Origin of the sequence: Duncaniella dubosii (assembly GCF_004803915.1) — a bacterium.
Taxonomy (GTDB): Bacteria; Bacteroidota; Bacteroidia; order Bacteroidales; family Muribaculaceae; genus Duncaniella; species Duncaniella dubosii.
The window spans coordinates 3,175,608-3,198,570 of the sequence record NZ_CP039396.1; the positions used below are offsets into that span (position 1 = coordinate 3,175,608).

Annotated in this window: 21 protein-coding genes, 1 tRNA gene and 1 pseudogene; 13 read left to right on the forward strand and 10 right to left on the reverse strand. The window is 46.8% G+C overall.

Annotated elements, in window-relative coordinates; translation table 11 throughout:
- Positions 1-69: 69 nt before the first annotated feature.
- Positions 70-2,232 (reverse strand): ATP-dependent zinc metalloprotease FtsH, encoded by a 2,163-nt coding sequence (gene ftsH / locus E7747_RS14090; RefSeq protein WP_123614505.1) that lies wholly within the window; start codon positions 2,230-2,232, stop codon positions 70-72.
- A 48-nt stretch (positions 2,233-2,280) separates the two neighbouring features.
- Complete coding sequence (gene rsfS, locus E7747_RS14095; RefSeq protein WP_123614506.1) at positions 2,281-2,643, reverse strand: ribosome silencing factor; 363 nt, start codon at positions 2,641-2,643, stop codon at positions 2,281-2,283.
- Positions 2,644-2,969: 326 nt separating this feature from the next.
- Between rsfS and E7747_RS14100 the strand changes: the two genes are divergently transcribed.
- Positions 2,970-3,041: transfer RNA gene (locus E7747_RS14100), tRNA-Glu, on the forward strand.
- 516 nt (positions 3,042-3,557) lie between these two features.
- On the opposite strand, the pseudogene E7747_RS14105 reads toward E7747_RS14100, so the two are convergent.
- Positions 3,558-5,212: pseudogene (locus E7747_RS14105) on the reverse strand (diphosphate--fructose-6-phosphate 1-phosphotransferase).
- A gap of 600 nt (positions 5,213-5,812) precedes the next feature.
- On the opposite strand from E7747_RS14105, the gene E7747_RS14110 reads away from it, so the two are divergent.
- The gene (locus E7747_RS14110; protein ID WP_136416636.1) at positions 5,813-6,448 is read left to right on the forward strand and encodes a C40 family peptidase; all 636 of its coding nucleotides are present in this window, start codon (positions 5,813-5,815) and stop codon (positions 6,446-6,448) included.
- Positions 6,449-6,573: 125 nt separating this feature from the next.
- Here E7747_RS14110 and E7747_RS14115 read toward each other — a convergent pair whose 3' ends face one another.
- From E7747_RS14115 to holA, 4 genes are all read right to left on the reverse strand, one after another.
- On the reverse strand, positions 6,574-7,818 hold the full coding sequence (locus E7747_RS14115) for a DUF1015 domain-containing protein (RefSeq protein WP_123614509.1): 1,245 nt from the start codon (positions 7,816-7,818) through the stop codon (positions 6,574-6,576).
- Positions 7,819-7,932: 114 nt separating this feature from the next.
- A complete protein-coding gene (locus tag E7747_RS14120; RefSeq protein ID WP_136416638.1) occupies positions 7,933-9,207 on the reverse strand; it encodes an adenylosuccinate synthase in 1,275 nt (424 codons plus the stop codon).
- A gap of 67 nt (positions 9,208-9,274) precedes the next feature.
- Positions 9,275-9,736, reverse strand: a complete 462-nt coding sequence (locus E7747_RS14125) for a Fur family transcriptional regulator (protein WP_123614511.1) — start codon at positions 9,734-9,736, stop codon at positions 9,275-9,277.
- Positions 9,737-9,895: 159 nt separating this feature from the next.
- The gene (gene holA, locus E7747_RS14130; RefSeq protein ID WP_136416640.1) at positions 9,896-10,930 is read right to left on the reverse strand and encodes a DNA polymerase III subunit delta; all 1,035 of its coding nucleotides are present in this window, start codon (positions 10,928-10,930) and stop codon (positions 9,896-9,898) included.
- A 118-nt stretch (positions 10,931-11,048) separates the two neighbouring features.
- Here holA and E7747_RS14135 point away from each other — a divergent pair, with 118 nt between their 5' ends.
- Positions 11,049-11,504: a type I restriction enzyme HsdR N-terminal domain-containing protein gene (locus E7747_RS14135; RefSeq protein ID WP_370275950.1), complete on the forward strand. Its 456-nt coding sequence runs from the start codon at positions 11,049-11,051 to the stop codon at positions 11,502-11,504.
- Between the two features lie 84 nt (positions 11,505-11,588).
- Here E7747_RS14135 and dnaA read toward each other — a convergent pair whose 3' ends face one another.
- Both dnaA and E7747_RS14145 read right to left on the reverse strand, forming a co-directional pair.
- Entirely contained in the window at positions 11,589-12,977 is a 1,389-nt protein-coding gene (dnaA, locus tag E7747_RS14140; RefSeq protein ID WP_136416642.1) for a chromosomal replication initiator protein DnaA, read from the reverse strand.
- 431 nt (positions 12,978-13,408) lie between these two features.
- Positions 13,409-14,221, reverse strand: coding sequence for a polyphenol oxidase family protein (locus E7747_RS14145; RefSeq protein WP_136416643.1), 813 nt, complete (start codon positions 14,219-14,221; stop codon positions 13,409-13,411).
- 137 nt (positions 14,222-14,358) lie between these two features.
- Here E7747_RS14145 and E7747_RS14150 point away from each other — a divergent pair, with 137 nt between their 5' ends.
- Positions 14,359-15,279: a DMT family transporter gene (locus tag E7747_RS14150; protein WP_123614517.1), complete on the forward strand. Its 921-nt coding sequence runs from the start codon at positions 14,359-14,361 to the stop codon at positions 15,277-15,279.
- Positions 15,280-15,340: 61 nt separating this feature from the next.
- Here the strand turns inward: E7747_RS14150 and E7747_RS14155 are convergent, their stop codons facing one another.
- The gene (locus E7747_RS14155) at positions 15,341-15,772 is read right to left on the reverse strand and encodes an energy transducer TonB (RefSeq protein ID WP_168185360.1); all 432 of its coding nucleotides are present in this window, start codon (positions 15,770-15,772) and stop codon (positions 15,341-15,343) included.
- A 198-nt stretch (positions 15,773-15,970) separates the two neighbouring features.
- On the opposite strand from E7747_RS14155, the gene porQ reads away from it, so the two are divergent.
- The 9 genes from porQ to E7747_RS14200 all read left to right on the forward strand — a co-directional run bounded on the left by porQ (position 15,971) and on the right by E7747_RS14200 (position 22,793).
- Positions 15,971-17,011: a type IX secretion system protein PorQ gene (gene porQ / locus E7747_RS14160; protein ID WP_136416645.1), complete on the forward strand. Its 1,041-nt coding sequence runs from the start codon at positions 15,971-15,973 to the stop codon at positions 17,009-17,011.
- Positions 17,001-17,693: a (d)CMP kinase gene (cmk, locus tag E7747_RS14165; RefSeq protein WP_228449182.1), complete on the forward strand. Its 693-nt coding sequence runs from the start codon at positions 17,001-17,003 to the stop codon at positions 17,691-17,693. Before porQ ends, cmk begins: the two co-directional genes overlap by 11 nt.
- On the forward strand, positions 17,693-18,583 hold the full coding sequence (locus E7747_RS14170; RefSeq protein ID WP_123614521.1) for a 4-hydroxy-3-methylbut-2-enyl diphosphate reductase: 891 nt from the start codon (positions 17,693-17,695) through the stop codon (positions 18,581-18,583). The genes cmk and E7747_RS14170 overlap by 1 nt, the downstream gene beginning before the upstream one ends.
- 62 nt (positions 18,584-18,645) lie before the next feature.
- The gene (locus E7747_RS14175) at positions 18,646-19,146 is read left to right on the forward strand and encodes a 3'-5' exonuclease (protein ID WP_123614522.1); all 501 of its coding nucleotides are present in this window, start codon (positions 18,646-18,648) and stop codon (positions 19,144-19,146) included.
- Entirely contained in the window at positions 19,143-19,493 is a 351-nt protein-coding gene (locus E7747_RS14180) for a hypothetical protein (protein ID WP_136416649.1), read from the forward strand. The genes E7747_RS14175 and E7747_RS14180 overlap by 4 nt, the downstream gene beginning before the upstream one ends.
- Before the next feature lie 87 nt (positions 19,494-19,580).
- The gene (thrC, locus tag E7747_RS14185; protein ID WP_136416651.1) at positions 19,581-20,894 is read left to right on the forward strand and encodes a threonine synthase; all 1,314 of its coding nucleotides are present in this window, start codon (positions 19,581-19,583) and stop codon (positions 20,892-20,894) included.
- Between the two features lie 98 nt (positions 20,895-20,992).
- Entirely contained in the window at positions 20,993-21,358 is a 366-nt protein-coding gene (locus E7747_RS14190) for a hypothetical protein (protein WP_123614525.1), read from the forward strand.
- Positions 21,359-21,392: 34 nt separating this feature from the next.
- A complete protein-coding gene (locus E7747_RS14195; RefSeq protein ID WP_123614526.1) occupies positions 21,393-21,932 on the forward strand; it encodes a 1-acyl-sn-glycerol-3-phosphate acyltransferase in 540 nt (179 codons plus the stop codon).
- Between the two features lie 63 nt (positions 21,933-21,995).
- A complete protein-coding gene (locus tag E7747_RS14200; protein WP_136416653.1) occupies positions 21,996-22,793 on the forward strand; it encodes a nitrilase-related carbon-nitrogen hydrolase in 798 nt (265 codons plus the stop codon).
- Positions 22,794-22,963 lie beyond the last annotated feature (170 nt).

Sequence of the window (22,963 nt, forward strand, 5' to 3'; positions counted from 1 at the left end):
GCATCCTTTGATAGACATTGGAGCAGTGGCCATGTTGATTGACGTAGCTAATGAGTATGATATGTCTTATCAGTCCTTTTTAAATGGAGGAGGTGTAGGAATCTGTTTGTCATCGTCGCCATCTCCTTTACCTTCATCGTCGGAATTTTCGGATTTAGGCGAAACCTCAACCACTGTCGCTGTGACATCGACGACCTCCGCATCTGTAACGGAAGCCTCATCTGATTTTCCGTTATTCTTCTTCTCCTTTTCTTTCTCAGCCTCTTCAAGAGCACGCTTGGCATCGCGCTCAGCCTGAAGCTTCATGATCTCTTCAGTGCGTGACTTCCATTGACGCTTTCCGAAGATGTTGACAAGGTCCTCGGCATACATGACTTCCTTGGTCAGAAGAGTCTCTGCGAGCTTGGCGTGGCCTTCCTTATGATCGCGAAGAATCTGCTTTGCACGTTCATACTGTTCGTTTATGATACGCGACACTTCATCATCAATCTGCTTTGCGCGTTCGCCGCCGTATGGCTTAGAGAATCCATAAGACTGACCGGTGGAATCATAATAACATACATTGGGAATCTTTTCACTCATGCCATAGTAGACAACTATAGCATACGCCATCTTGGTAACTTTCTCAAGGTCATTGAGAGCACCGGTCGAGACCTGTCCCAAAGTAAGCTCTTCGGCAGCACGGCCTCCGAGGGTCATACACATCTGGTCGAGAAGAGCCTGAAGCGGAGTAATCTGTCGCTCCTCAGGCATATACCATGCCGCTCCGAGAGCCATACCGCGAGGCACGATTGAAACTTTGACCATCTCATTAGAGTATTCAAGGAACCACGACACAGTGGCATGGCCGGCCTCATGGATAGCTATAGCCTGCTTCTCATCAGCAGAAATAATCTTGGAACTATGTTCAAGACCTCCGATTATTCGGTCAATAGCAGCCATAAAGCTGTCACGGTCAACGGCTTTCTTATTATTACGGGCTGCAATAAGCGCAGCTTCGTTGCAGACGTTTGCAATGTCCGCGCCACAAAAGCCGGCAGTCTGACGTGCCATAAGGTCGACATCGACCGATTCATCAGTCTTGATCTTGCGAAGATGTACCTTGAACACTTCTATACGATCCTTAAGCTCCGGAAGATCAACATTAATCTGACGGTCAAAACGTCCGGCTCGCAGAAGAGCCTTGTCAAGAATATCGGCACGGTTGGTCGCTGCAAGAATAATCACACCGCTGTTTGTGCCAAATCCGTCCATCTCGGTGAGAAGCTGGTTAAGCGTATTCTCACGTTCGTCGTTAGCACCCATATTGGGATTCTTGCCTCGCGCACGGCCTACAGCGTCAATTTCGTCGATAAACACAATACACGGAGCTTTTTCCTTTGCCTGACGGAAAAGGTCGCGGACACGCGAAGCGCCGACACCAACAAACATCTCAACAAAGTCAGATCCCGACATTGAAAAGAACGGCACATTAGCCTCGCCTGCCACAGCCTTGGCAAGAAGAGTCTTTCCTGTTCCGGGAGGGCCTACGAGCAGAGCGCCTTTGGGAATCTTCGCACCAAGATCAGTGTAGCGCTGCGGATTACGAAGGAATTCCACAATCTCACGTATTTCGGTCTTAGCCTCTGTCAGTCCGGCAACATCCTTGAATGTGACATCAGTGCCTTCTCCCTTATCAAAGACTTTTGGCTTAGACTTGCCTACGTTAAATACGCCACCAGGGCCTCCACCGCTCGCACCACCTGACATGCGACGCATCATAATGAACCAGAAGGCAACCAGAAGGACTATCGGACCAAATGTCCAGAAAAGGGTCGAATAGTCCGACGCTTTCTCATATTTGACATGTCCGTTATATATACCCTTTTCAGCCCACATATCAATCTTGTCCTGAAGACGGTCTGCAGACGGTATATCGGTCACAATACGGGCAATCTTACCTTTACCGCTCTGATATTGGCTTTCCGGGAAAATGGCACTCGCAAGCGAATCCGACAGAACAGCTTCCGCACGGTTGGTATTGGTATAGACAGTCATGTCACCCACGCCACCGTTGGTAACATATTCTTCAAACTTTGTAAAGCTTACATCTTTGGTTATCGAATTGTCATCGATATAAAGCATGCCAAGGAGAAACACTATTATTATAGCGTAGGCCCAGTACATGCTGAATTTTATCCCCATAGGCTTTTTAGGCTTAGGGTTGTTGTTGGGAGGAGTCTGTGAACTCATAATGTGTCAATACTTGCAATTGTTAGGATAAAATAACAGGACGGACAATCAGTCTTCGTCAGGATAGTCTGTAATCCGTGCGTCACTCCACAAATCCTCAAGATCATAGAGACTTCGGGTTTCAGGGAGAAAGACATGCACGAGTGTATCGCCATAGTCTATGACTATCCATTGTGAATTTCCATAGCCGTCGTAATTATATGGTTTTATATGTTCTTTTTCAAGCAGATATTCTCTGACACTATCGGCAACCGCTGCTACATGCTGGGTAGATGTACCCTCACATATTATAAATCTGCGTGCTGCAGCAGTGTCAATTTCGCTCATATCCACTGTAGTAATCTTGCGACCTTTACGCTCACGGATCCCCTCGATTACGAGAGGCAGTATGTCAATTGTTTTTTCTGTCATGAATTTTGCTTCGATAGACGTTGAAACTATTAAAATTATCTGAATCTAAATTATGTGATAAATTAGACACAAAGGTAATCATTTTCCTTGAATTATCATGAACTGATTTAAAATCGTGTCGGTGTTATACTCTTAACAATTGTTATTCTCATTTAGTTTTACAGACCTATACCACCAATTGAAAGTTTCATGGAATGCAAGATTGGTAAAAATATGTTAAACAACCGCCTGATGCTTGCACAATTCAACCAAACTGCCTACCTTTGCACTGTCGAAATGAGAGAGACACCGCAACATAGTCAATCCTCGATACGACACCACTAACCGGCCCATTCGTCTAACGGTTAGGACGCAAGTTTCTCACACTTGAAATAGCAGTTCGATTCTGCTATGGGCTACAAAACAAACGGCTCTCTCACCACGAAAGAGTCGTTTTTATTTTCATAAATTTTAAATTTCCTATTTGGAAATTTAAACGAAATACATTAATTTTGTGTTGTAAAATTGAAGAGATAAAAAATCCCGCGCCGGAGCACGATTGGGAAACTCATCAATTATTTTTGAAATACCGAGACAAGCTTCGTCGCCCAATGGCGGGCCTCATTCCTCTTCGGAGGAAGGCATAATTGCCCGGAGGATTACAAAGGACGGCAAGCACTCAAATCCTGTCATTCGGAGTTTCATCATCTTCCTCCGGCGCGTTTCCCATAAAGAGTGGAGCATCAATTTGATGCCTCACTCTTCTTTTATTTCCCGTATCCGCAATCTAAATTGAGGTCAGCGGATTTTTTCGGTCGGCGCCCGTTACCATATAAAATAAAATGTCTGGCGATTTCGCACCAGACATTTTATTTAACTTCGCCCGATTCAAGAACGAGCGGTTATCAAAGTTGCACTACCAGAGACAACCCACATTAATATTTACGGCGCTTCTGCTCATAAACCAAGGTAAGTGAGGGCTGATCGCACACTTCAACCGGACCGAAATACTGAATAGGACCGGGATAGACATAGCATGTCTCGCGCTTCCACTGGTCACGTTCCTTTGCAAACTTAAGGAATGGCGCACCGTCAAGCTCGACAAGAGCCTTACGGATCACAGGCTTCATCTCTCCGTGACGACGCTCCATGTTCATCATCATAGTGATAGGTATACCACCGGCGACCCAGTTCACGGGAGCGAAAGTCAGATTGCGAAGGCTCGACATATAACCGGTCTTGCCGGCTGCGATAAGGCATGCAGCCGTATAGCCAAGCGCATAGCAATAGTTCGCATCAAAGTTAGACGGATCCGCACAACGGCCTTCATATCCGAAGAAATGGTGCATTGTCGCATACTTGCCTTTATACTTACCTTCGGCAGCAAGCTGTTCAAGACGTTTGCCGACCATTTCAGAAAGAAGCTTTTCTGTTTCAATGAGCGAAACCTGCACGTTTCCGTGGGGATCACGGTCAAGTGTAAGCTGACGGGCAACACCGGCAGGGAGGGAAGCATATGTCTTGGCATTCTCTTCACCCAGCTGGGCCACGACCCATTCACGCTGTTTTTCAGGGTCAATGGCAGCAAATTCATCAGCCTTGACAGCAAGAAGGTCGTTAAGTTCTGCGATGAGCGCTTTGACAGCAGGGATAAACTCGATGAGACCTTCAGGGACGAGTACAACACCATAGTTATTGCCATCATTGGCACGGGCGACAACAGACTCGGCGATGCCATCGACAACCTGAGCAAGAGTCATATTCTTTGCCTCAACCTCCTCGGAGACGATACATACATTAGGCTGACACTGAAGGGCACATTCGAGAGCGATGTGAGAGGCCGAACGTCCCATGAGCTTAATGAAATGCCAATATTTCTTAGCAGAATTGCAATCGCGCTGGATATTTCCGACAACTTCAGAATAAACCTTTGTCGCGGTATCAAAACCGAAAGAAGTTTCAATCACATCGTTCTTAAGGTCCCCGTCGATAGTCTTAGGCACACCAATAACCTGTACGCCAGCGCCAATAGCCTTGTAGTATTCTGCAAGGATGGCCGCGTTTGTATTTGAGTCGTCACCTCCGATTATCACAAGCGCCTTGATGTCAAGCTCGCGAAGAATTTCAAGACCCTTGTCGAACTGCTCCTTTGTTTCAAGCTTCGTTCTGCCAGAGCCGATGATGTCAAAACCGCCAGTGTTACGATACTCGTCAATAATATCGGCAGTAAGCTCCTTATATTTATGATCTACAAGACCACCGGGGCCCATAAGGAAACCATAGAGACGGCTCTTGCGGTTGATACTCTTGATACCATCGAAAAGACCGCTTATGACATTATGTCCGCCGGGGCCTGACCGCCTGAAAGAATTACACCGACATTAATCGGCTCAGCCGATTCAGCTGCGGGAGCTTTTTCAAAACGGATTTCCGGAAGACCGTATGTGTTCGGAAACAGTTTCTGAATATCTTCCTGATCACCGGCCGACTGGGTCGGCTGACCTTCTACAATTTTTACTCCACCGATAAGTACGATTGGAAGTTGGGGCTTGTAAGCCGCACGGGCTTGCTGCAAAGCACTTTTTCTCATTTGATAGTTATTATAATTTACTTTAAAATTTCAACATTTTGCAAGGCAGAGAGGCATTTTGCATTCAAAAAGCGATCAAAACCCATTATCAAGGTCTTAACACACGCAAAGGTCGCAAATATTTCGCAAAAAATCAAGAGCTCGAGCGACTCAAAATAATCATTATTCAACATTCCGGCAGATAGAGTTAAAATATGCAAATTATTGTAAATTGCACACATCAACTAACAATGTGCAATTTATTGTATAATAGCAATTTTACACGACAGCTCGCATATATTGTTTTAACATTTAAACAGACAATCATCGCTAATTAATGACATTATAAAACAAAAGCATGAAAACATCGGCAATAATATAGTTAAGAAGTATTAAATATTGTATTCAAACAGCCAAAACACCATGCTTTTATTAACAATTAAGGATTTCATGCAAAATTATGTTACATTCCCTTTCAAAATCTTTTAATCAGCACAAAACACCCATGCTCAACATTTTGCGATTTTGAAATGAGATATTTCTTGAGTAATTTTGCAACGTAAAAATAAAACCAATCATAGGTTTTACATAATCTTAAATTAAAAATCATCAACATTTCGGATGAAAAAATCAATCACACTATCTATACTATCCCTTTTAATGGGTTGTGGCATGGCGCTTACCGCCAAGGCTGACAATCCTACCCCATACAAACTCCCTACCGCCCATACAGCTGCCGTCGAAGCGAGTTCCACAATAATGGAAAACAGCTTTGAAACAGTCAGAGCCTTCTCTCCTTTCGCTGTTGAAGAATCAGTAGAGCAATCAACCGGAGCAGACAATGGCGAACTCATCAACCAGCTTAAAGATTTTGCATCAAAATACCTCGGCACACGCTATCGCCGTGGCAGCGCAGGCCCAAAAGCATTTGACTGCTCAGGCTTCATCGGTTTTGTGTTCAAAAACTTCGGCATCAATCTCAGCCGCTCTTCAAGCACCCAATATCACGAAGGTGAGAAAGTAGAAAAAGGCGACCTTCGTCCGGGCGATCTTATGTTTTTCTCAGGCAGAGGAGGCGGCCGTTCGCGCGTAGGCCATGTCGCCATGGTAGTAGACGTAAACCCTGACGGCTCTTGCGTATTTATCCACGCATCAACATCCCAAGGCGTTGTCTACCAAAAATTTCCCGACGGTGGCTATTATTCAAAGCGCTACATCGGAGCAAAACGTATAATTCCGACCGATGCAAAGGCATAATCAAAGAGTTAATACTTTAAAGAATACATAATTTTCAGACATCAGACATAGATAGAAAGTAAAACTCACGACACCGCGACGGTATCGTGAGTTTTTTATTTTGCAATGACTTTCAAAGCAAGGAATCAATCCAGTCGATGGATCACAAGACCAGAACGGAGCTTAGGTTCAAACCAAGTTGTTTTCGGAGGCATGATATTTCCGGAATCAGCAATATCCATGAGCTGCTTCATCGACACTGGATAAAGCGCAAGGGCCATAGCCATCTCGCCCGAATCGACACGGCGCTTAAGTTCGCCAAGCCCACGGATGCCACCGACAAAATCAATACGCTTATCGCTGCGGAGATCTGTTATGCCGAGAATATCACGCAGTATAAAATCACTTGAAATCGTTACATCAAGCACACCAATAGGATCATCGTCATTATAAGTGCCTTCCTTAGCAGTCAGCGAATACCATTTTCCACCGAGATAAATGGAGAAATTATGCAGAGTAGCCGGACGATATTCATCAGCACCCTTCTCCTCTACAACAAAGTGCTCGCTCAGACGACCAACGAACTCATCAGGAGAAAGCCCGTTAAGATCCTTGACGACACGGTTATAATCAATAATGTTCAGATGCGACGCCGGGAAAGCCACGGCAAGGAAATAATTGTATTCCTCATCTCCGGTATGAGCAGGATTCGCCAATGCCTTCTCATGCCCGACAAGAGCGGCAGCAGCCGAGCGATGGTGACCATCAGCGATATAAAGATATGGAATCTTTGCAAACTCCTCAGTTATCGTCGCAATCATCTTTTCATCGTCAATCACCCAGAAATGATGACCGAAACCGTCGGGAGCCGTAAAATCATATTCGGGTTCTCCGGCCGTAACGGCATCAATCACCTGCTGAAGCGCATCGTTATCAGGGAATGCAAAGAAAACCGGTTCGATATTTGCATTATTGATACGGACATGCTTCATGCGATCCTCTTCTTTATCACGTCGGGTAAGCTCATGCTTTTTTATGCGCCCTTCCATATAGTCAGCCACATTGGCAGCCACAACTATGCCATATTGTGTACGGCCATTCATGGTCTGGGCATAGATATAATAATGCTCGCTATTGTCCTGCACAAGCCAGCCGTTTCCACAGAAAGCGTTAAAATTTTCAACCGCTTTGTCATAAACTTCCGGAGCGTGCTCGTCAGTGCCCGGCGCAAAATCTATCTCAGGCTTTATTATATGGTAGAGCGAACGAGGATTGCCTTCGGCTTCTTTACGGGCCTCCTCGGAATTAAGCACATCATAGGGACGCGACGCCACTTCGGTGACCATTTCGCGTGGAGGGCGGATGCCCTTGAACGGTTTTACTTTTGCCATGGTTTCAGAGGTTAACTTGATTAAAGGTATTAATACTTGAGTCATACGCATCACGAAACTGCCACAAGGCAGCTCGTGACGGTCATGACATCAATTATTATTTAGATTTAGTATTTACGACTTTCTCCCGCGTACGATAGTTTGCTTACGGTCAGGGCCGATTGAAACAATCGTAATCGGGGTAGCCAGTTCTTTTTCGAGGAAATCAATATAATTTTTGAAGTTCTGAGGGAACTCTTCCTCACTCTGCATCTTTGTCATATCTGTTTTCCAACCGGGAAGGGTGACATAGACAGGCTCAATATCTTCTTCAATAGAGAATGGGAACTGATTTGTTTCCACACCGTTGATTTTATATGCGACACAAGCCTTGATCTCATCGAAATCATCGAGGACATCGCTCTTCATCATGATAAGCTGAGTCACACCGTTGAGCATTATAGCATAGCGGAGTGCAACGAGGTCAATCCAGCCGCAACGGCGTTCACGCCCCGTAACCGCACCATATTCATGACCAAGATCGCGGATGCGCTTGCCAGTCTCATCGAAAAGCTCTGTCGGGAACGGCCCACTGCCAACTCGCGTACAATAAGCCTTGAAGATACCAAACACTTCACCGATTTTATTAGGAGCGACGCCAAGGCCGGAACATGCGCCTGCACTAATAGTGTTTGACGAAGTCACGAAAGGATATGAGCCGAAATCGATGTCGAGCAGAGTCCCCTGCGCACCTTCACAGAGCACACTTTTCCCCTCGGCAAGAAGGCTGTTGATGAGAAATTCAGAATCAACGATTCCAAAACCCTTGATATATTCAATCGCATCCATCCACTTTTCTTCAAGCTCGTCAAGATTCTCGGGAGTAGCCCCCAAAGCCTCAAGCTGACCGAGATGACGCTGACGGAGCACCGAGTATTTTTCCTTGAAGTTATGGAACACATCGCCGAGGCGCAGACCGTTACGCGAAATCTTATCTGTATAAGTAGGGCCGATGCCTTTACCTGTAGTACCGATCTTCTTTCCGCCTTTCGCCTTTTCATTGGCGGCGTCAAGCAGACGGTGAGTCGGAGTAATCAGATGGACTTTCTTGGAAATTTTAAGAATCGAACGGAGATCCACCCCACTCTTTTCCAACTCTTCGGCCTCCTGCTTGAACAGCACCGGATCAAGCACGACGCCATTGCCGATGATATTTATCTGACCATGCTGAAAAATGCCTGACGGAATTGAGCGGAGGACATATTTCTTATCCTCGAACTCCAGCGTATGACCGGCGTTAGGGCCACCCTGAAAACGAGCTACCGCATCATAGCGCGGAGTGAGCACATCCACAACCTTACCTTTTCCTTCGTCTCCCCACTGGAGACCCAGAAGCACATCAACTTTCATTTTACGTGATATATATAGTTTATTATTTTATTTGATTTCCAAATGTTACCTTGCATTGCTTTTCCGGTCACTTCCTGATCCGTCCTCCACCGCGACACCGCGAACAGAGTCCATGTATATAAAGGTCGAAACCGGCCATGACAAACGACGGATAGCGACGCAACTTCAAAAGTCTGAAAAGCTCAGCATCACGTATCTCACGAGAGCGCCCGCAGCGAGAACATACCAGTGTCAGATGTTCGTCTTCACGCGAAGCGCATTCATAAATCTCGACACCGTCCTCCGATCTGCGCCGCCTGACAACACCTGCGGCATCAAACAGCTTAAGATTATTATAGACTGTGCCGTGGCTTAGCCTGAAACCATCGCCGACAAGAGCGTCAAGCAATTGCGCGGGAGAAAAACTACCCTTAAGCGCAACAACCTTTCCAAGTATCATCAAACGCTCAGGAGTGCAACGCAGACGATGTTGCGACAGATATTGTCGCAACCGTTCTTCGGCATCGCTTTTTCGCTTTTCATCGTTCATCAATTGACAAAATTACAAAGCAAGCGCCTAATATCCAAATTTTCGTTAAAGTAAATTTCCATGCAAAACGCGTGGACTTTCAAGGCCGGCTTTTACATCATGCCATCTTGATTCAGCCTCCTCCAGCCTCTGTATCGGACAACATGAACGGCTCATAGTTCAACCGATAAACCCACGCGCAGTAAGAATACGATAGACCAGATCTTTCAACAAATCATATTCATTCTGACGCGAACCAATGCCCTTGCTTCGGGTATCAAATTCACGGATTGCAGATATAATCTCAATTGTCTGCCTGACATTGTAATTACGCGCGGCAACTTCGTAGACCCGCAATCCCCATGCGTTACGCATACCAAGCGCATCCATATAACCGCTCTGAGATTTATCACGCGTGTAGTGGTATATCAGCAGATTTGAGAACTGATTGAACAGCGAAGACACCGTCATGACCGTAGGATTGTTTTTCGGATTGTTTCTGAAGTACTCCACAATCGCAAAAGCCTTGGCAGGATTGCGGTTCACAATCGCATCGACCAGTTCAAAATTATTATAGTCTTTCGACACTCCGATGTTGCGTTCAATCGCTTCAGGCGTGACCATTGCCCCCGGACCGAGAATAAGAGCGAGCTTACCGATTTCATTATACAGACGGGAAAGATCTGCCCCGATGTAATCCCTCAGCATAGCCAATGACTTCGGATCCACATTCAACCCCTTCTCCTTTATAAGATCGTTTATCACAGGCACAACATTACGCTCGCTCAGGCGCTTTGACTCGAAAATAACGCCGTTTTTCTTCACAGCGGCAAGCAGCTCCTTGCCCTTAGCCTGTGAGCCACGGCATGAAATCACAAGAACTGTCGTTTCATTCGGACGCTCGACATAGCTATGAAGCTTGTTCAGCTGATCGGCGCGTATAGCCTGAGCCTCTTTGACAATCACCACCTGCCGTTGCGCCATCATGGGATAGCGATGGCACACATCCATCACCGTCTCTACTCCGGATTCAGGGGCATATAGGATATAAAGGTTGAAATCTCGCTCCTCCTCCGGGACAAGAGCCTCAAAATCCTTTACAAGTTCATCAATATAATAGCCTTCCTCTCCGTGAAGAAGATATACAGGCGCAAGTTTGACGCGCGCTGCAAGCTGGCGTTTTAATTCTGAGAAAGTAGGATTCGATGAGGCCATTTAATGATGAGTATGATTATGGTTTCAGAGCGTAAATTTACAAAAAAGTTAGCGGATTTTGCTAACTTTGCCCTAAAATCACAGCTATATGCAACCTAATCCAAACGACGACAATGCAATATGCGCGCTCAATCTTCCTCCCGGCGACGTGAGATTGCGCCACACAGCCCGGGGCAATGAAATTTATGACCCCCTACGTAAAAAATGGCTATTACTGACCCCGGAAGAATGGGTCAGGCAGCATTTCACCACTTATATGCAGACCCGGCTATCATATCCGGCATCCCTAATGGCCAATGAAATCGCAATCAAGCTAAACAATACAACCAAACGTTGCGACACTGTCGTTTACGACAGGAACGGACAACCGATAATGATTGTCGAATATAAAGCCCCGTCAATACCTCTAACGCAGGATGTATTCAATCAAATTGCGCGCTACAGCATCGCATTGAGGGTGAAATATCTCGTTGTCAGCAACGGGCTGCGCCACTATTGCTGCGCACTCGACACAGAAACCCGACGTTACAGATTCCTACAGGCAATCCCAAGCTACAACGAATTATCGGATTAGATTTCAAGCTTCACAACATCCAATTTTCATACCGAACAACAAGAGCGTATCCGACAGTCGGATACGCTCTTGTTGTTTCATATCTTACACGGAAAGCAATTCGGTTTCAAGCCGGGCTATGTCCTCGCCGAGTTTCTTTTCAAGAGGCAAACGCTCATCAATCAGCCGACAGGCGTAAAGAACCGTCGCATGAGTACGCCCGAGACGTGTCCCAATAGCTTTAAGCGGCATCTTGGTGTGCTTCTTGGCAAGATACATCACCATCTGACGTGCATCGGAAACTTCCCGTTTACGCGACTTAGTGAAAATCTGATCGACTTCTATATTATAGAAATCGCTCACCGTACGGGCAATACTCTCAAAATTGGCAGTCCGTTTGTTGAGCTTCACCGAATTTGACAGGACACGGCGCGCGAGGTCAACAGTGATATCTTCACCAAGACAAGTGGCATGCGCCATCAAAGAAACCACAACACCTTCGATTTCACGAATGCTTTGGGTGACGTTAGACGCAATAAAATCCATCACATCCTTAGGGAGCTTGACCCCGTCGCGTAAAGACTTCTGGAAAAGCACATCACGACGCAATTCGATGTCAGGGCGTTCGAGCTGAGCGGTCATACCCCATTTGAATCGAGAGAGCAGTCGGTCCTGCATTCCTTCCATCTGGGAGGGGCTGCAGTCGCTCGACATGATAAGCTGACGGTTGTTCTGGCGCAGGTGATTGAAAATATGATAGAAAGTCTTCTGCGTAGACTCCTTTCCGATGAAATCCTGAATATCGTCGATTATCAGTGTGTCGATACTCTGATAGAAATTGATAAACTCATTCAATTTACCACGCATGACAGCTGCCGTATACTGGCTTTCAAACAGACGTGCAGTAAGATAAAGCACACGCGCACGCGGATTACGCTCCTTTATGCGGATTCCTATCGCCTGAATGAGATGAGTTTTACCCACTCCACACGGACCGAAAACAAAAAGCGGATTGAACGTCTTGAGCTTCGGATCGTTTGCGATAGCTTCACCGATAGACTGAGCAACTTTATTGCTATGGCTTATACAGTAATTTTCAAACGTATAATCCGGGTTAAGCTGTGAGTCAATGTCCTCGACAATCTGCTCCTTGAACGGATTGGACGTCGCACCGGGCATCGGTTTGACGGCATTGCTCGGATGGGCGCTTCCGACCTCTATCTGCGTGGTAGGATCATTGGCAACTACCGGGAACTCATATATAAGACGAATGTTTGAGCCGAACACACGTTTTAGTGTCTTGCCAAGCACATTGATATATCTTTCTTCAAGTTGCTCGGCAAAATATTCTGTTGGACAATAAATAGTCAGCACATCATTCTCAACCCGACGGAATGTCAGCGGGCTGAACCATGATTTAAATTGTTCGGCAGGGACTATGTCTCGAATAATCTCAAGACATTTGTCCCATTTCTGGGAGTATTCGTTTTGCATCGGTTGGGTAGCTAATCTTCAATAAGCAAGAGTTAGACGGACCGCGTACCTATTTGCACGAAAAGGGTTCTTGAATTTCCGCCTGATGTAGGGATGTCTACATTCAATTTTCAATGCAAATTTCTTAAAAACATTTTTCAAAATCAAGCACTTTTTTATTTGGAAGTTATAAACAATTTGCACATTATTGAATTTCAACAGATTAGAATAAAGCACCTAAAATACTTAAAGTTCCACTTTAACAACACAATTGTATATCCTTATCTCATTGAAATTTACCAAATAATTCAATCACTCATCTCTTATAGATAGCGCCAAAGACAGAACCCCTAATCTGCCTGAAAATCCGAGATATGTACGCCTGACGCCCCCACTGTCACACAATAATATTATTTATAATTATTATAAATAAGCGTTTCTTGTTTTTCATTTTACAATAAAGCCGTCTTGACCACAAAAGTGTAATTGCGCCCCGACTCCACTCCTAAAGCCCGCGCCGAAAAATATTGATCAGGATGGCATCTTGTGCAAATATCCTTTGTAAATGACTTTATATTACAGGACTGCACTCCTTCCTGCTCAAGCATGAGCACAACATAGCGTGGCAAATCGACATGGGGTCGACGACCATCATCATACCTAACGACACATTCCTCCGGGAATTTCTCGGCAACCTCTTCTCCAACCTCAAAACAATCAACACATATCGAGGGGCCTATGTATGCCATAATCATTTCCGGCACAGCCCCCAATTCTTTCATGCGGCCAATGCCTTCCCTGATGATACCTCCTACAGCACCACGCCAGCCGGCATGCAAGGCCGCAACCACACCCGCAGTTTCATCCACAAGAATCACCGGAACACAATCGGCAGTCGAAACTCCGATTACCACCTTATTTAATATAGAGACTATGCCGTCGACTCCTTCAAGCGACACATCATCCACCGGCAAAGAGCTTACGGTCGCTACCTTTACGGAATGTGTCTGACGAGGCACAATAATCCTTTCGACATCCACCCCGATAGCCTCGGCCAGCCTACGCCTACAATCAGTGATATGCGAAACACTGTCGCCGGTATAATGGCAAATGTTGAAACCGCTGTATGCCGAAGCATCACAGACATCCCCTCGCGATGTAAACATCACTTTATACGAACCAAGGTCGGCAATTACCTTCAGCCATGAGTGATTGCCGTTGCGTTCAGCAGACTGTCCTTTATATGTAAATTCTGATGATATCATCTTTTGTCAGCAAGAATTTTGCTATCTGTAGCTTTTGTTATACTTTTGCGCCGAATTTCTCGAAACTGACGAAATTCAACCGTTTTCAACCTTGCAAAATTAGCTCAAATTTTCGGGATTAACCATACCATATATCAATGAATAAGGATTTCAAACTTAAAGGGCATCTTGCCATGCTTGGTGCAAACACCACGTGGGGCATGATGGCTCCGATCGCCAAAATAGTGATGACCGCCGGAGTAATATCTCCGTTATTGCTGACTAACTTCCGCATCATAGGCGCGGCGCTTCTTTTCTGGACAGCATCAATATTCACCAAATACGAGCATGTCCCGCTACGCGATCTTTTGCGAATGGCCGGTGCCGGAATGCTCGGAATCGTCTTCAATCAGGGGAGCTATATAACAGGCATAGGCTTCACTTCGCCCGGCGAAGCGTCAATCATCACCACAACCATGCCAATATGGGTAATGCTGCTGGCGGCCGTGATACTTAAAGAGCCTATCACATGGAAAAAAGCCGGAGGTATAGCACTCGGAGCATCAGGAGCGCTATTGCTCGTGTTCGGCGGAGCACAGTCTGCAATGAAAGGCGACAATCCTATGCTCGGCGACCTGCTGGTCCTTACCGCCCAGCTTAGCTATGCGCTTTACCTGACTTTCTACAAAAATTTCATCAAGAAATATTCGGTATTCACGTTGATGAAATGGATGTTCACTTTCGCGAGCATAGTGATCCTCCCGATTTCAATTAAAGAATGGAACTCAACAGACTGGAGCGCGGTGTCACATACTGAAATCGCAGGAATTGCATACGTGGTTGTCATCGCTACATTCCTCGCATACATACTTACAATGATAGGACAAAAGAATCTGCGGCCGACATTGGTCGGAATGTACAATTATGTCCAGCCGATAATCGCATCGCTCATCGGTGTCTACCTCGGTCTTGACCGTTTTACTCCTGTCAAAGTTGTCGCAGTAGCCCTTATTTTCTCAGGTGTCTACCTTGTGACCATCAGTAAAGCTGCCAAGCATCACACTGAAGCCGCGTCTTAGAGGGCAATTAAAACGGAGAAAAGCCAGGGAATTAATAAATCTGAGTTTAAAACCGGGAACATCAGCGCCTAAAAGCAATCGGAAGAATACAATAAACAGGAACAGGAGTCTCGTCAATCATACCGGCATCCCATGTAGGCATCTTTGTGAGAATCCGGACTGCCTCGCGATCGAGTGATGCCTCGACACCTTTGATAACTGAAATATGTGAGATAGTTCCATCCTCATTCACAACAAAGCTACAAAGGACACGTCCCTCTATGCCGTCACGATAAGCCTGCGACGGATAACGGCGCTCTCTGTTGATGAACCGATACATTGCCCCGTCACCCCCGGGAAAACTCGGATGGACATCGACGCTTTCATATTCATAAACATCAATGGACACCTGAGTTTTAGGGGCTTCCGACATTCCGGCATCACGCTGTCGAGCTTGTGCGTCGGCAGCAGAGGCATAAGCTGCAATGAGAGGGAGGAGAATGAATCGTGTCATATTTCTAAGCATAGAATAAGCTAATGTAGTGAAGCAAAATTAGCGCACAGGCGTTTGAATTGCAACTATTTTGAGATTGATTACAATTGTTTTAGCTTTATTGACATTTTAGCCCGACCGTCTCGGCACGACAATTATGGCAACACATATTATAATAATATAAGCCAATATCCGTTGTATATAAGAATAACTATAGCCATGACCATATCCCGACTTCTACACTCTACTGTCCGTCTGTCATTGCTCTCCGTTGCGTTTGGCGCTTTCAGTCCCATCGACGCATGGAGTCAGGAATCGTCGACTGCCTACAATTTCCTAAATCTGCCATCGTCCACTCTCACCTACGGTCTGGGAGGAATAAACATCACCTCTATCGAGGACGACATCAACAGCATCGACCAGAACCCCAGCCTACTTGGTCCTGAAGTCGAGATGCAGCTTGGTGTCAACTACATGCGCTATATCGGAGAGAGCAATTTTGCCGGGGTAAAGTTCGGTCGACGCGCAGGTGAACACGGCGCGTGGATGGCCGGAGTGCAATATTTCGGCTATGGGACAATCAAGGGTGCAGATGTCAACGGCATTCTCACAGGCGACTTTTCGCCAAAGGATATGGTGCTGAGTGCCACATACTCACATGATATAAGCGATTATTGGCGTGGCGGAGCTACTCTTAAATATATTTATTCAAGCTACGATTCATATACGGCGATGGCCATAGCCACCGACCTTGGAGTCAATTATTACGACCCGGAACGAAATGTCTCATTCTCCGCCGTCATAGCCAATCTCGGCGGTCAGGTAAAACGCTTTGACAGACGTTACGACCGCCTGCCTGTTGATATCCGCCTCGGTATTTCAAAATCATTCGGGTCTCTACCTGTAATCTGGTCTGTAACTGCATGGAATCTCACCAAATGGCATCTTCCGTTCTACGATAATGGAGACGGCTCAACAAGCTCGACACCTGTGATTAAAGACAAATTCGGGTCAAATCTAATGCGCCATCTCGTCTTCGCAGCCGATTTTGTCCCAAGTGAAAAATTTCATATCGGAATAGGCTACAATTACAAGACCCGTACCGACATGTCGACCTACAAACGCAGCTTCCTTTCAGGCTTCTCAGCTTGCGCGGGACTCAACATCAGAAATTTCGGTGTCGGGATCGCACTGTCGCAGCCCCACAATGGCGCAACAACAATCATGCTCAACCTTTCAACTAAACTATATGAATTCTGATAAAATCATAATAGCCATCGACGGATATTCCTCTTCCGGAAAAAGCACAATGGCCCGCAAACTTGCAAAAACAATCGGCTACCGATATATTGATTCTGGCGCTATGTATCGCGCCGTGACACTCTACGCCATGCGCCACGGCATCATCCGCCCCGACGGATCGGTTGATGCCGAATCGCTCGTCGACTCGCTTCCCTCAATAAACATCGACTTCCGCGTAGATGACAACGGGCAGCAGACAATGCTCAACGGCGAAATTGTCGAAAATGAAATCCGTACGCTCGAAGTATCAAACCACGTATCGCCTGTGGCCGCGATTCCTGCGGTAAGACATTCGCTTGTCAGGATGCAACGTGAAATGGGTCACACTAAAGGCATAGTAATGGACGGACGCGACATTGGCACGGTCGTTTTCCCTGACGCAGAGATGAAAGTGTTCTGCAACGCGACTCCTGAACGTCGCGCAGAGCGCCGCTTCAAGGAGCTTACAGCAAAAGGGACATCAGTCACCTATGAAGATGTCCTCGCCAACGTAATGGAGCGCGACCACATCGACATGACACGCGAAGAAAGCCCGCTACGTTGTGCTGAAGACGCCGTCGCACTCGACAACTCCGCCATGTCAATCGACGAACAAAACGACTGGCTACTCAATCTCTACAACTCAATCACTACAAAATAGTGGAAAGCAAAACACCCATAATAGAAATCGACGCCCGCTCCGGCTTTTGTCATGGAGTGGTCACGGCCATCCGCAAAGCGGAAGAAGAGCTCGAACGCAGTGACCAGCCCCTCTACTGCCTCGGTGACATCGTGCATAACAGCGACGAGGTCGAGCGTCTCGAACGCAAAGGGCTCTCGACAATAACCCACGACGACCTGCGGGAACTGTCATCATCACGTGTGCTTCTACGCGCCCATGGCGAACCGCCGTCTACCTATTCGCTTGCCCGCGAACGTGGCATTGAAATCATCGATGCGACATGTCCTGTTGTCCTCAGGCTCCAGCAGCGCATCAAGGATGTATATGATAATTCCATACCCCGCCCACAGATTGTCATCTATGGCAAAGCCGGTCATGCCGAAGTCAACGGGCTTGTGGGACAGACAAACGGAGAAGCGATCGTCGTCGAAAATATCAGCCAGCTATCCCGTATAGACTTCTCACGCGATATTGCATTCTATTCACAGACCACAATGTCGCTGCAGGGATTTGCCGAGATGGTCGGCGAAATCAACCGCAGGATAATGCCGGGTGTTAAATTCGAGTCTTTCGACACCATCTGCCGTCAGGTCGCCAACCGTGTAGACCATCTGCGCGACTTCGCACGCCGCCACGACGTGATCCTTTTCGTGGCAGGCGCAAAAAGCAGTAACGGAAAGGTGCTCTACAACGAATGTCGCAGTGTCAACACCCGCTCACACCTTGTGTCGAACCCATCGGACTTCTGCAGCGAATGGCTTGACGGGGCGGAAAGCATAGGCATCTGCGGTGCGACATCCACACCCCGCTGGCTCATGGAAGATGTGCGCGACACAGTCGCTGCATGTCTGGCAGAAACCGCCGGATAACAGACCAAAGGGCAAAATGCCAACGCTCCATAAACAAGAATCTACAATCGAATATATCCCACATGGAAAATTTCGTAGCCATCGACGTTGAGACTGCAAACTCAGAGCCAACTTCAATCTGTGCCATCGGAGCAGTCAAAGTCATTGACGGATGTATCGTCGACAGGTTTTACGAACTTGTAAAACCGGAACCGGAATACTATTTCCGGCATTTCACACTAAATATCCACGGAATCGGGCGCAAGGACACAGAAAATGCGAGAGTGTTCAGCGAAGTATGGCGCGATGTCGACCGTCTTATCGGGAAACTGCCTCTCGTAGCACACAATAAAGCATTCGACGAGCGTTGTATACGTGCCGCTCACCGGGCTTATGGTATGGATTATCCCGGCTACCCTTTCCTTTGCACCTATCAGACGGCACGCCGTAAATTCCCGAAGACACTCCTGTCGTCATATTCACTGCCATATGTCTGCGAATTTCTTGGCATTCCGTTCAACAATCACCACGACGCACTCGCCGATGCCGAAGGGTGCGCCAAAATCGCGATGACCATCCTATGAAATTATTAAAATCCATTACCATAGGCATCTCCCCTCTCCTCGCCATGTCATTTTCGATAGCCATCCTGCTATCGTCGTGCGCCGGGGCTGACAATAGGAAGTCCACTCGAAAAGTATCGACAAAAGTCCATGACCGCAAAGCCTACGCCCTCGGAGAAGAGCATGCTGCAAATCTGCTCAAATCAGCGGACGATGAAGACAGCGTGCAGGAAGGTCTGCTGGACATACGCGCCAGAATAAGCAACATCGAGTCCAATCTCGGACGGCAGTCAGCTGCGGACTACGAACGTGGATTCACTGACTATGTCCGCAAGAATTGCGACTCGCTCGCAAGGATTATTTTTTAAGTATTTTCGGTAAATTTAACAATAGGCTTTTGCACTTTCTTGCGGAAATTCCTATTTTTGCTTGACCCTATTTCACACAATAATCCCATGCAATTCTATAGCACAAACGGACAGAGCCCACATGCTTCGCTCGAAGAAGCGGTGATGACCGGGCTCGCACCCGACGGAGGGCTTTACATGCCTGAGAGAATCCCGGTCATACCGCGTGCTTTTTTCAACAATATAGGCGAAATGTCAGTCAGTGACATCGCATACATAGTGGCAACTACAGTCCTCGGCGATATAATCGACGCATCTGAGCTGAAACAGATTGTCTTTGACACTTTTTCATTCGAAATTCCGCTCCACAGGATTGATTCCGACATCTACGCGCTCGAACTTTTCCACGGGCCGACACTCGCATTCAAGGATGTCGGCGCACGCTTTCTCGCACGCATCATCAGCCACTTCTCCCATCCGGGGAGCAAGGCTGTCAACGTTCTTGTCGCGACATCAGGCGATTCGGGAGGAGCGGTAGCCGCCGGTTTCCATAAAGTCCCGGGAGTCAATGTATTCGTCCTGTATCCAGAACGAGGGCTCACCGCAGTCCAGCGTCATCAGTTCACATCGCTCGGCGACAACGTATATCCGATTGAAATCATGGGTACTTTCGATGACTGTCAACGCTTGGTAAAGGAGGCTTTCGTCGACAAGCTGCTGCGCGAGGAAATGCACATCACTTCGGCTAACTCAATCAACGTATGCCGTCTTCTACCACAGATGTTCTATTATTATTATGGTTACAGCCAGCTGCTCAGAAACGAGGACGTCGCACCAGCCGACGGAGCTGTTATTTCTGTCCCATGCGGTAATCTTGGCAATCTTACCGCAGGCTTGCTTGCTATGAGAATGGGGCTTCCGGTCAAAAGGTTCGTAGTCGCCAACAATATCAACGATTCTTTCACCAGATACCTTGCGGGAGAGGATTTTGAACCTAAAAAGCCGCAGCGGACCGTAGCATGTGCGATGGATGTGGGCAACCCCTCGAATTTTTCACGCATACTTGACCTCTATAATGGAGACAGAGACTCAATCAGCCGAGACATGAAGGGATATGCACTTTCAGATGAGAAAATAATCTCAGCAATGAAAGATGTCTATTCTCGCCACGGCTATCTGATGGATCCTCATGGAGCAACCGCCTATGAGGCACTGCGCGAAAATCTTGCTCCCGGCGAAAAAGGTATTTTCCTTGCGACCGCCCATCCGTCAAAATTCCCTGAGGCGGTCAGAAGAGCAACAGGCACAGCGCCCCAAAGCATAATTGCTGCCACGACAGGCAATCCGGATATTCACCACGACACTCCACGGATAACCCCGTCGCTTCTTGCACTGAAAAAAGTTCTGCTTTCTGCCTTATAAAATCAATTCTTTTTGTAAATTTGCATTACGGCTTGCTACGCAAGTCGCAATGCGGAGACAGCCGCCTGCTTCATACAACCCTTAAAACTTGACCAACAATGGCTTCAAACAAACGTCTTCTCAAAAAAGAAATACGCATAATCTGCGGAGCGCTCGCAGGCGAATGCGTAGTAGCAAAACTTTCGATTCCCGGCATAGACCGTGAAAAACTCAACGAAATTATCTATGAGCTTGCGGATCTTCAGGAGAATGCTCTACGCCGCATAAGCATATCTTTCCCTCAGTCGGCTAAATCATTTTCTAACGGACATGAGTACCGCAAGGCGCGTTCAGCTTATTTCCATGCTGCATTCTCGAAGCTCAAAGCCGAATTCAATACCCATGTCGATGCCATAATCAAGAATATGAACGCTGTCCTGCCTCAAGAGCAGAAAGATGCCAATGTAGCAGCTTTAAAAGCATAACATAAATATATAACCTACCGTATATTCCAAGCCGATGTCCCTGAGCAAAACCATATTGCGATTGTTTGGATGGAAAGTCATCTGCACTGTCCCCGATTATCCCAAAAGTATAATCTGTGTAGCTCCCCATACATCCAACTGGGACTTCGTGCTCGGGAAGTTAGCTTATTGGTCTCTCGGACGTCAGGCCGGATTCCTTATCAAAGAGACATGGTTTTTCTTTCCGATGAACCTTCTCTTCAAGGCACTCGGAGGCATTCCCGTCCCGCGAAAACGGCGTGGTTCCTCTCTTACAGAGGCTCTGATCAACAGATTCCGCAGCAGCGATAAAATGTCGGTGGCAATTACCCCTGAAGGTACAAGATCGCGCGTTTCCGAATGGCACACAGGATTCCTACGTATAGCCTATGGTGCAGATGTCCCGATTGTTCTCGGAGCTATTCAGGCAAGCGACAAGACCATCCATCTGGAAAAGACATATCACCCGACAGGTGACCTTGAAGCCGATATGGCTGCTATAAAAAACTATTATCGAGATTTCACAGGCATAAAGCCCGAAAACTTTGCCGTTTGATGCGATAATACATAGTCACAACAACCAATAATTCACTCTTAACTACTGCCGGTCATCATTAAAATGAAAATCTGTGCAATTCCATTTGACATAGCTTATGCCGATGTCGAGAACAACCTGATATCAGTTGCCCATCAGCTCAATCAGGTCGAACTAGACACCGATATAGCAGTGCTGCCTGAATTGTTTACCACAGCTTTTATTCCTGATGAAAAAACCGTTACAGAAAAAGCTGAACCCGTTGACGGCCACACCGTCGATACCCTCAGACGCTGGGCGCAATATTTCGGATTCGCAATCGCCGGAAGCTTCCTTGCAACCGACGGAAAAGGACAATATTTCAACCGCGCGTTTTTTGTAGAACCGATGGGCGACATTACATTTTCAGACAAGCGGCATCTTTTCCCACTCTCATCTGAAAACACAGTCTACACCCCCGGACATGCACTGCCCCCTACCATCCGATTCCGCGGATGGAACATAAAGATTGTCGTCTGCTACGACCTGCGCTTCCCCGTGTGGACGCGCAATCAACCCGACAACCTCTACGACCTGCTAATTGTACCATCCAACTGGCCGATTTCACGCGTCAAGCCCTACAAAACCCTCCTGAGCGCACGCGCAATCGAAAATCAGATATATACCATAGGTTGCAATCGCACAGGAGTTGACAAATATGGCGATTACACCACCGGCATGTCTTCAATTTTCGACAACCTTGGCGAGGATATAAAGGAAACCCGTCGCAACGGCCACATCTATGCACTGCTCGACCTCACAAACCTCAAGGAAGGACGCGAACGCTTCCCTGCATATCGCTCCTCTGACCATTTCTCTATTGACCTGACACCGGCTCGCTGACACAGGCACCGGCTATCCGATTACCGCCTACCTATACGCAACATCATTTCTCCCCGATCCTCATTCCATCTCTAAGGCGCAACCCAATCCTACATAACTGAACCGAACCTTTTCTTTCTACCGTGGCGTTATTTTTTATATTTTATAAAATTTAACACTTTTATCGTAAA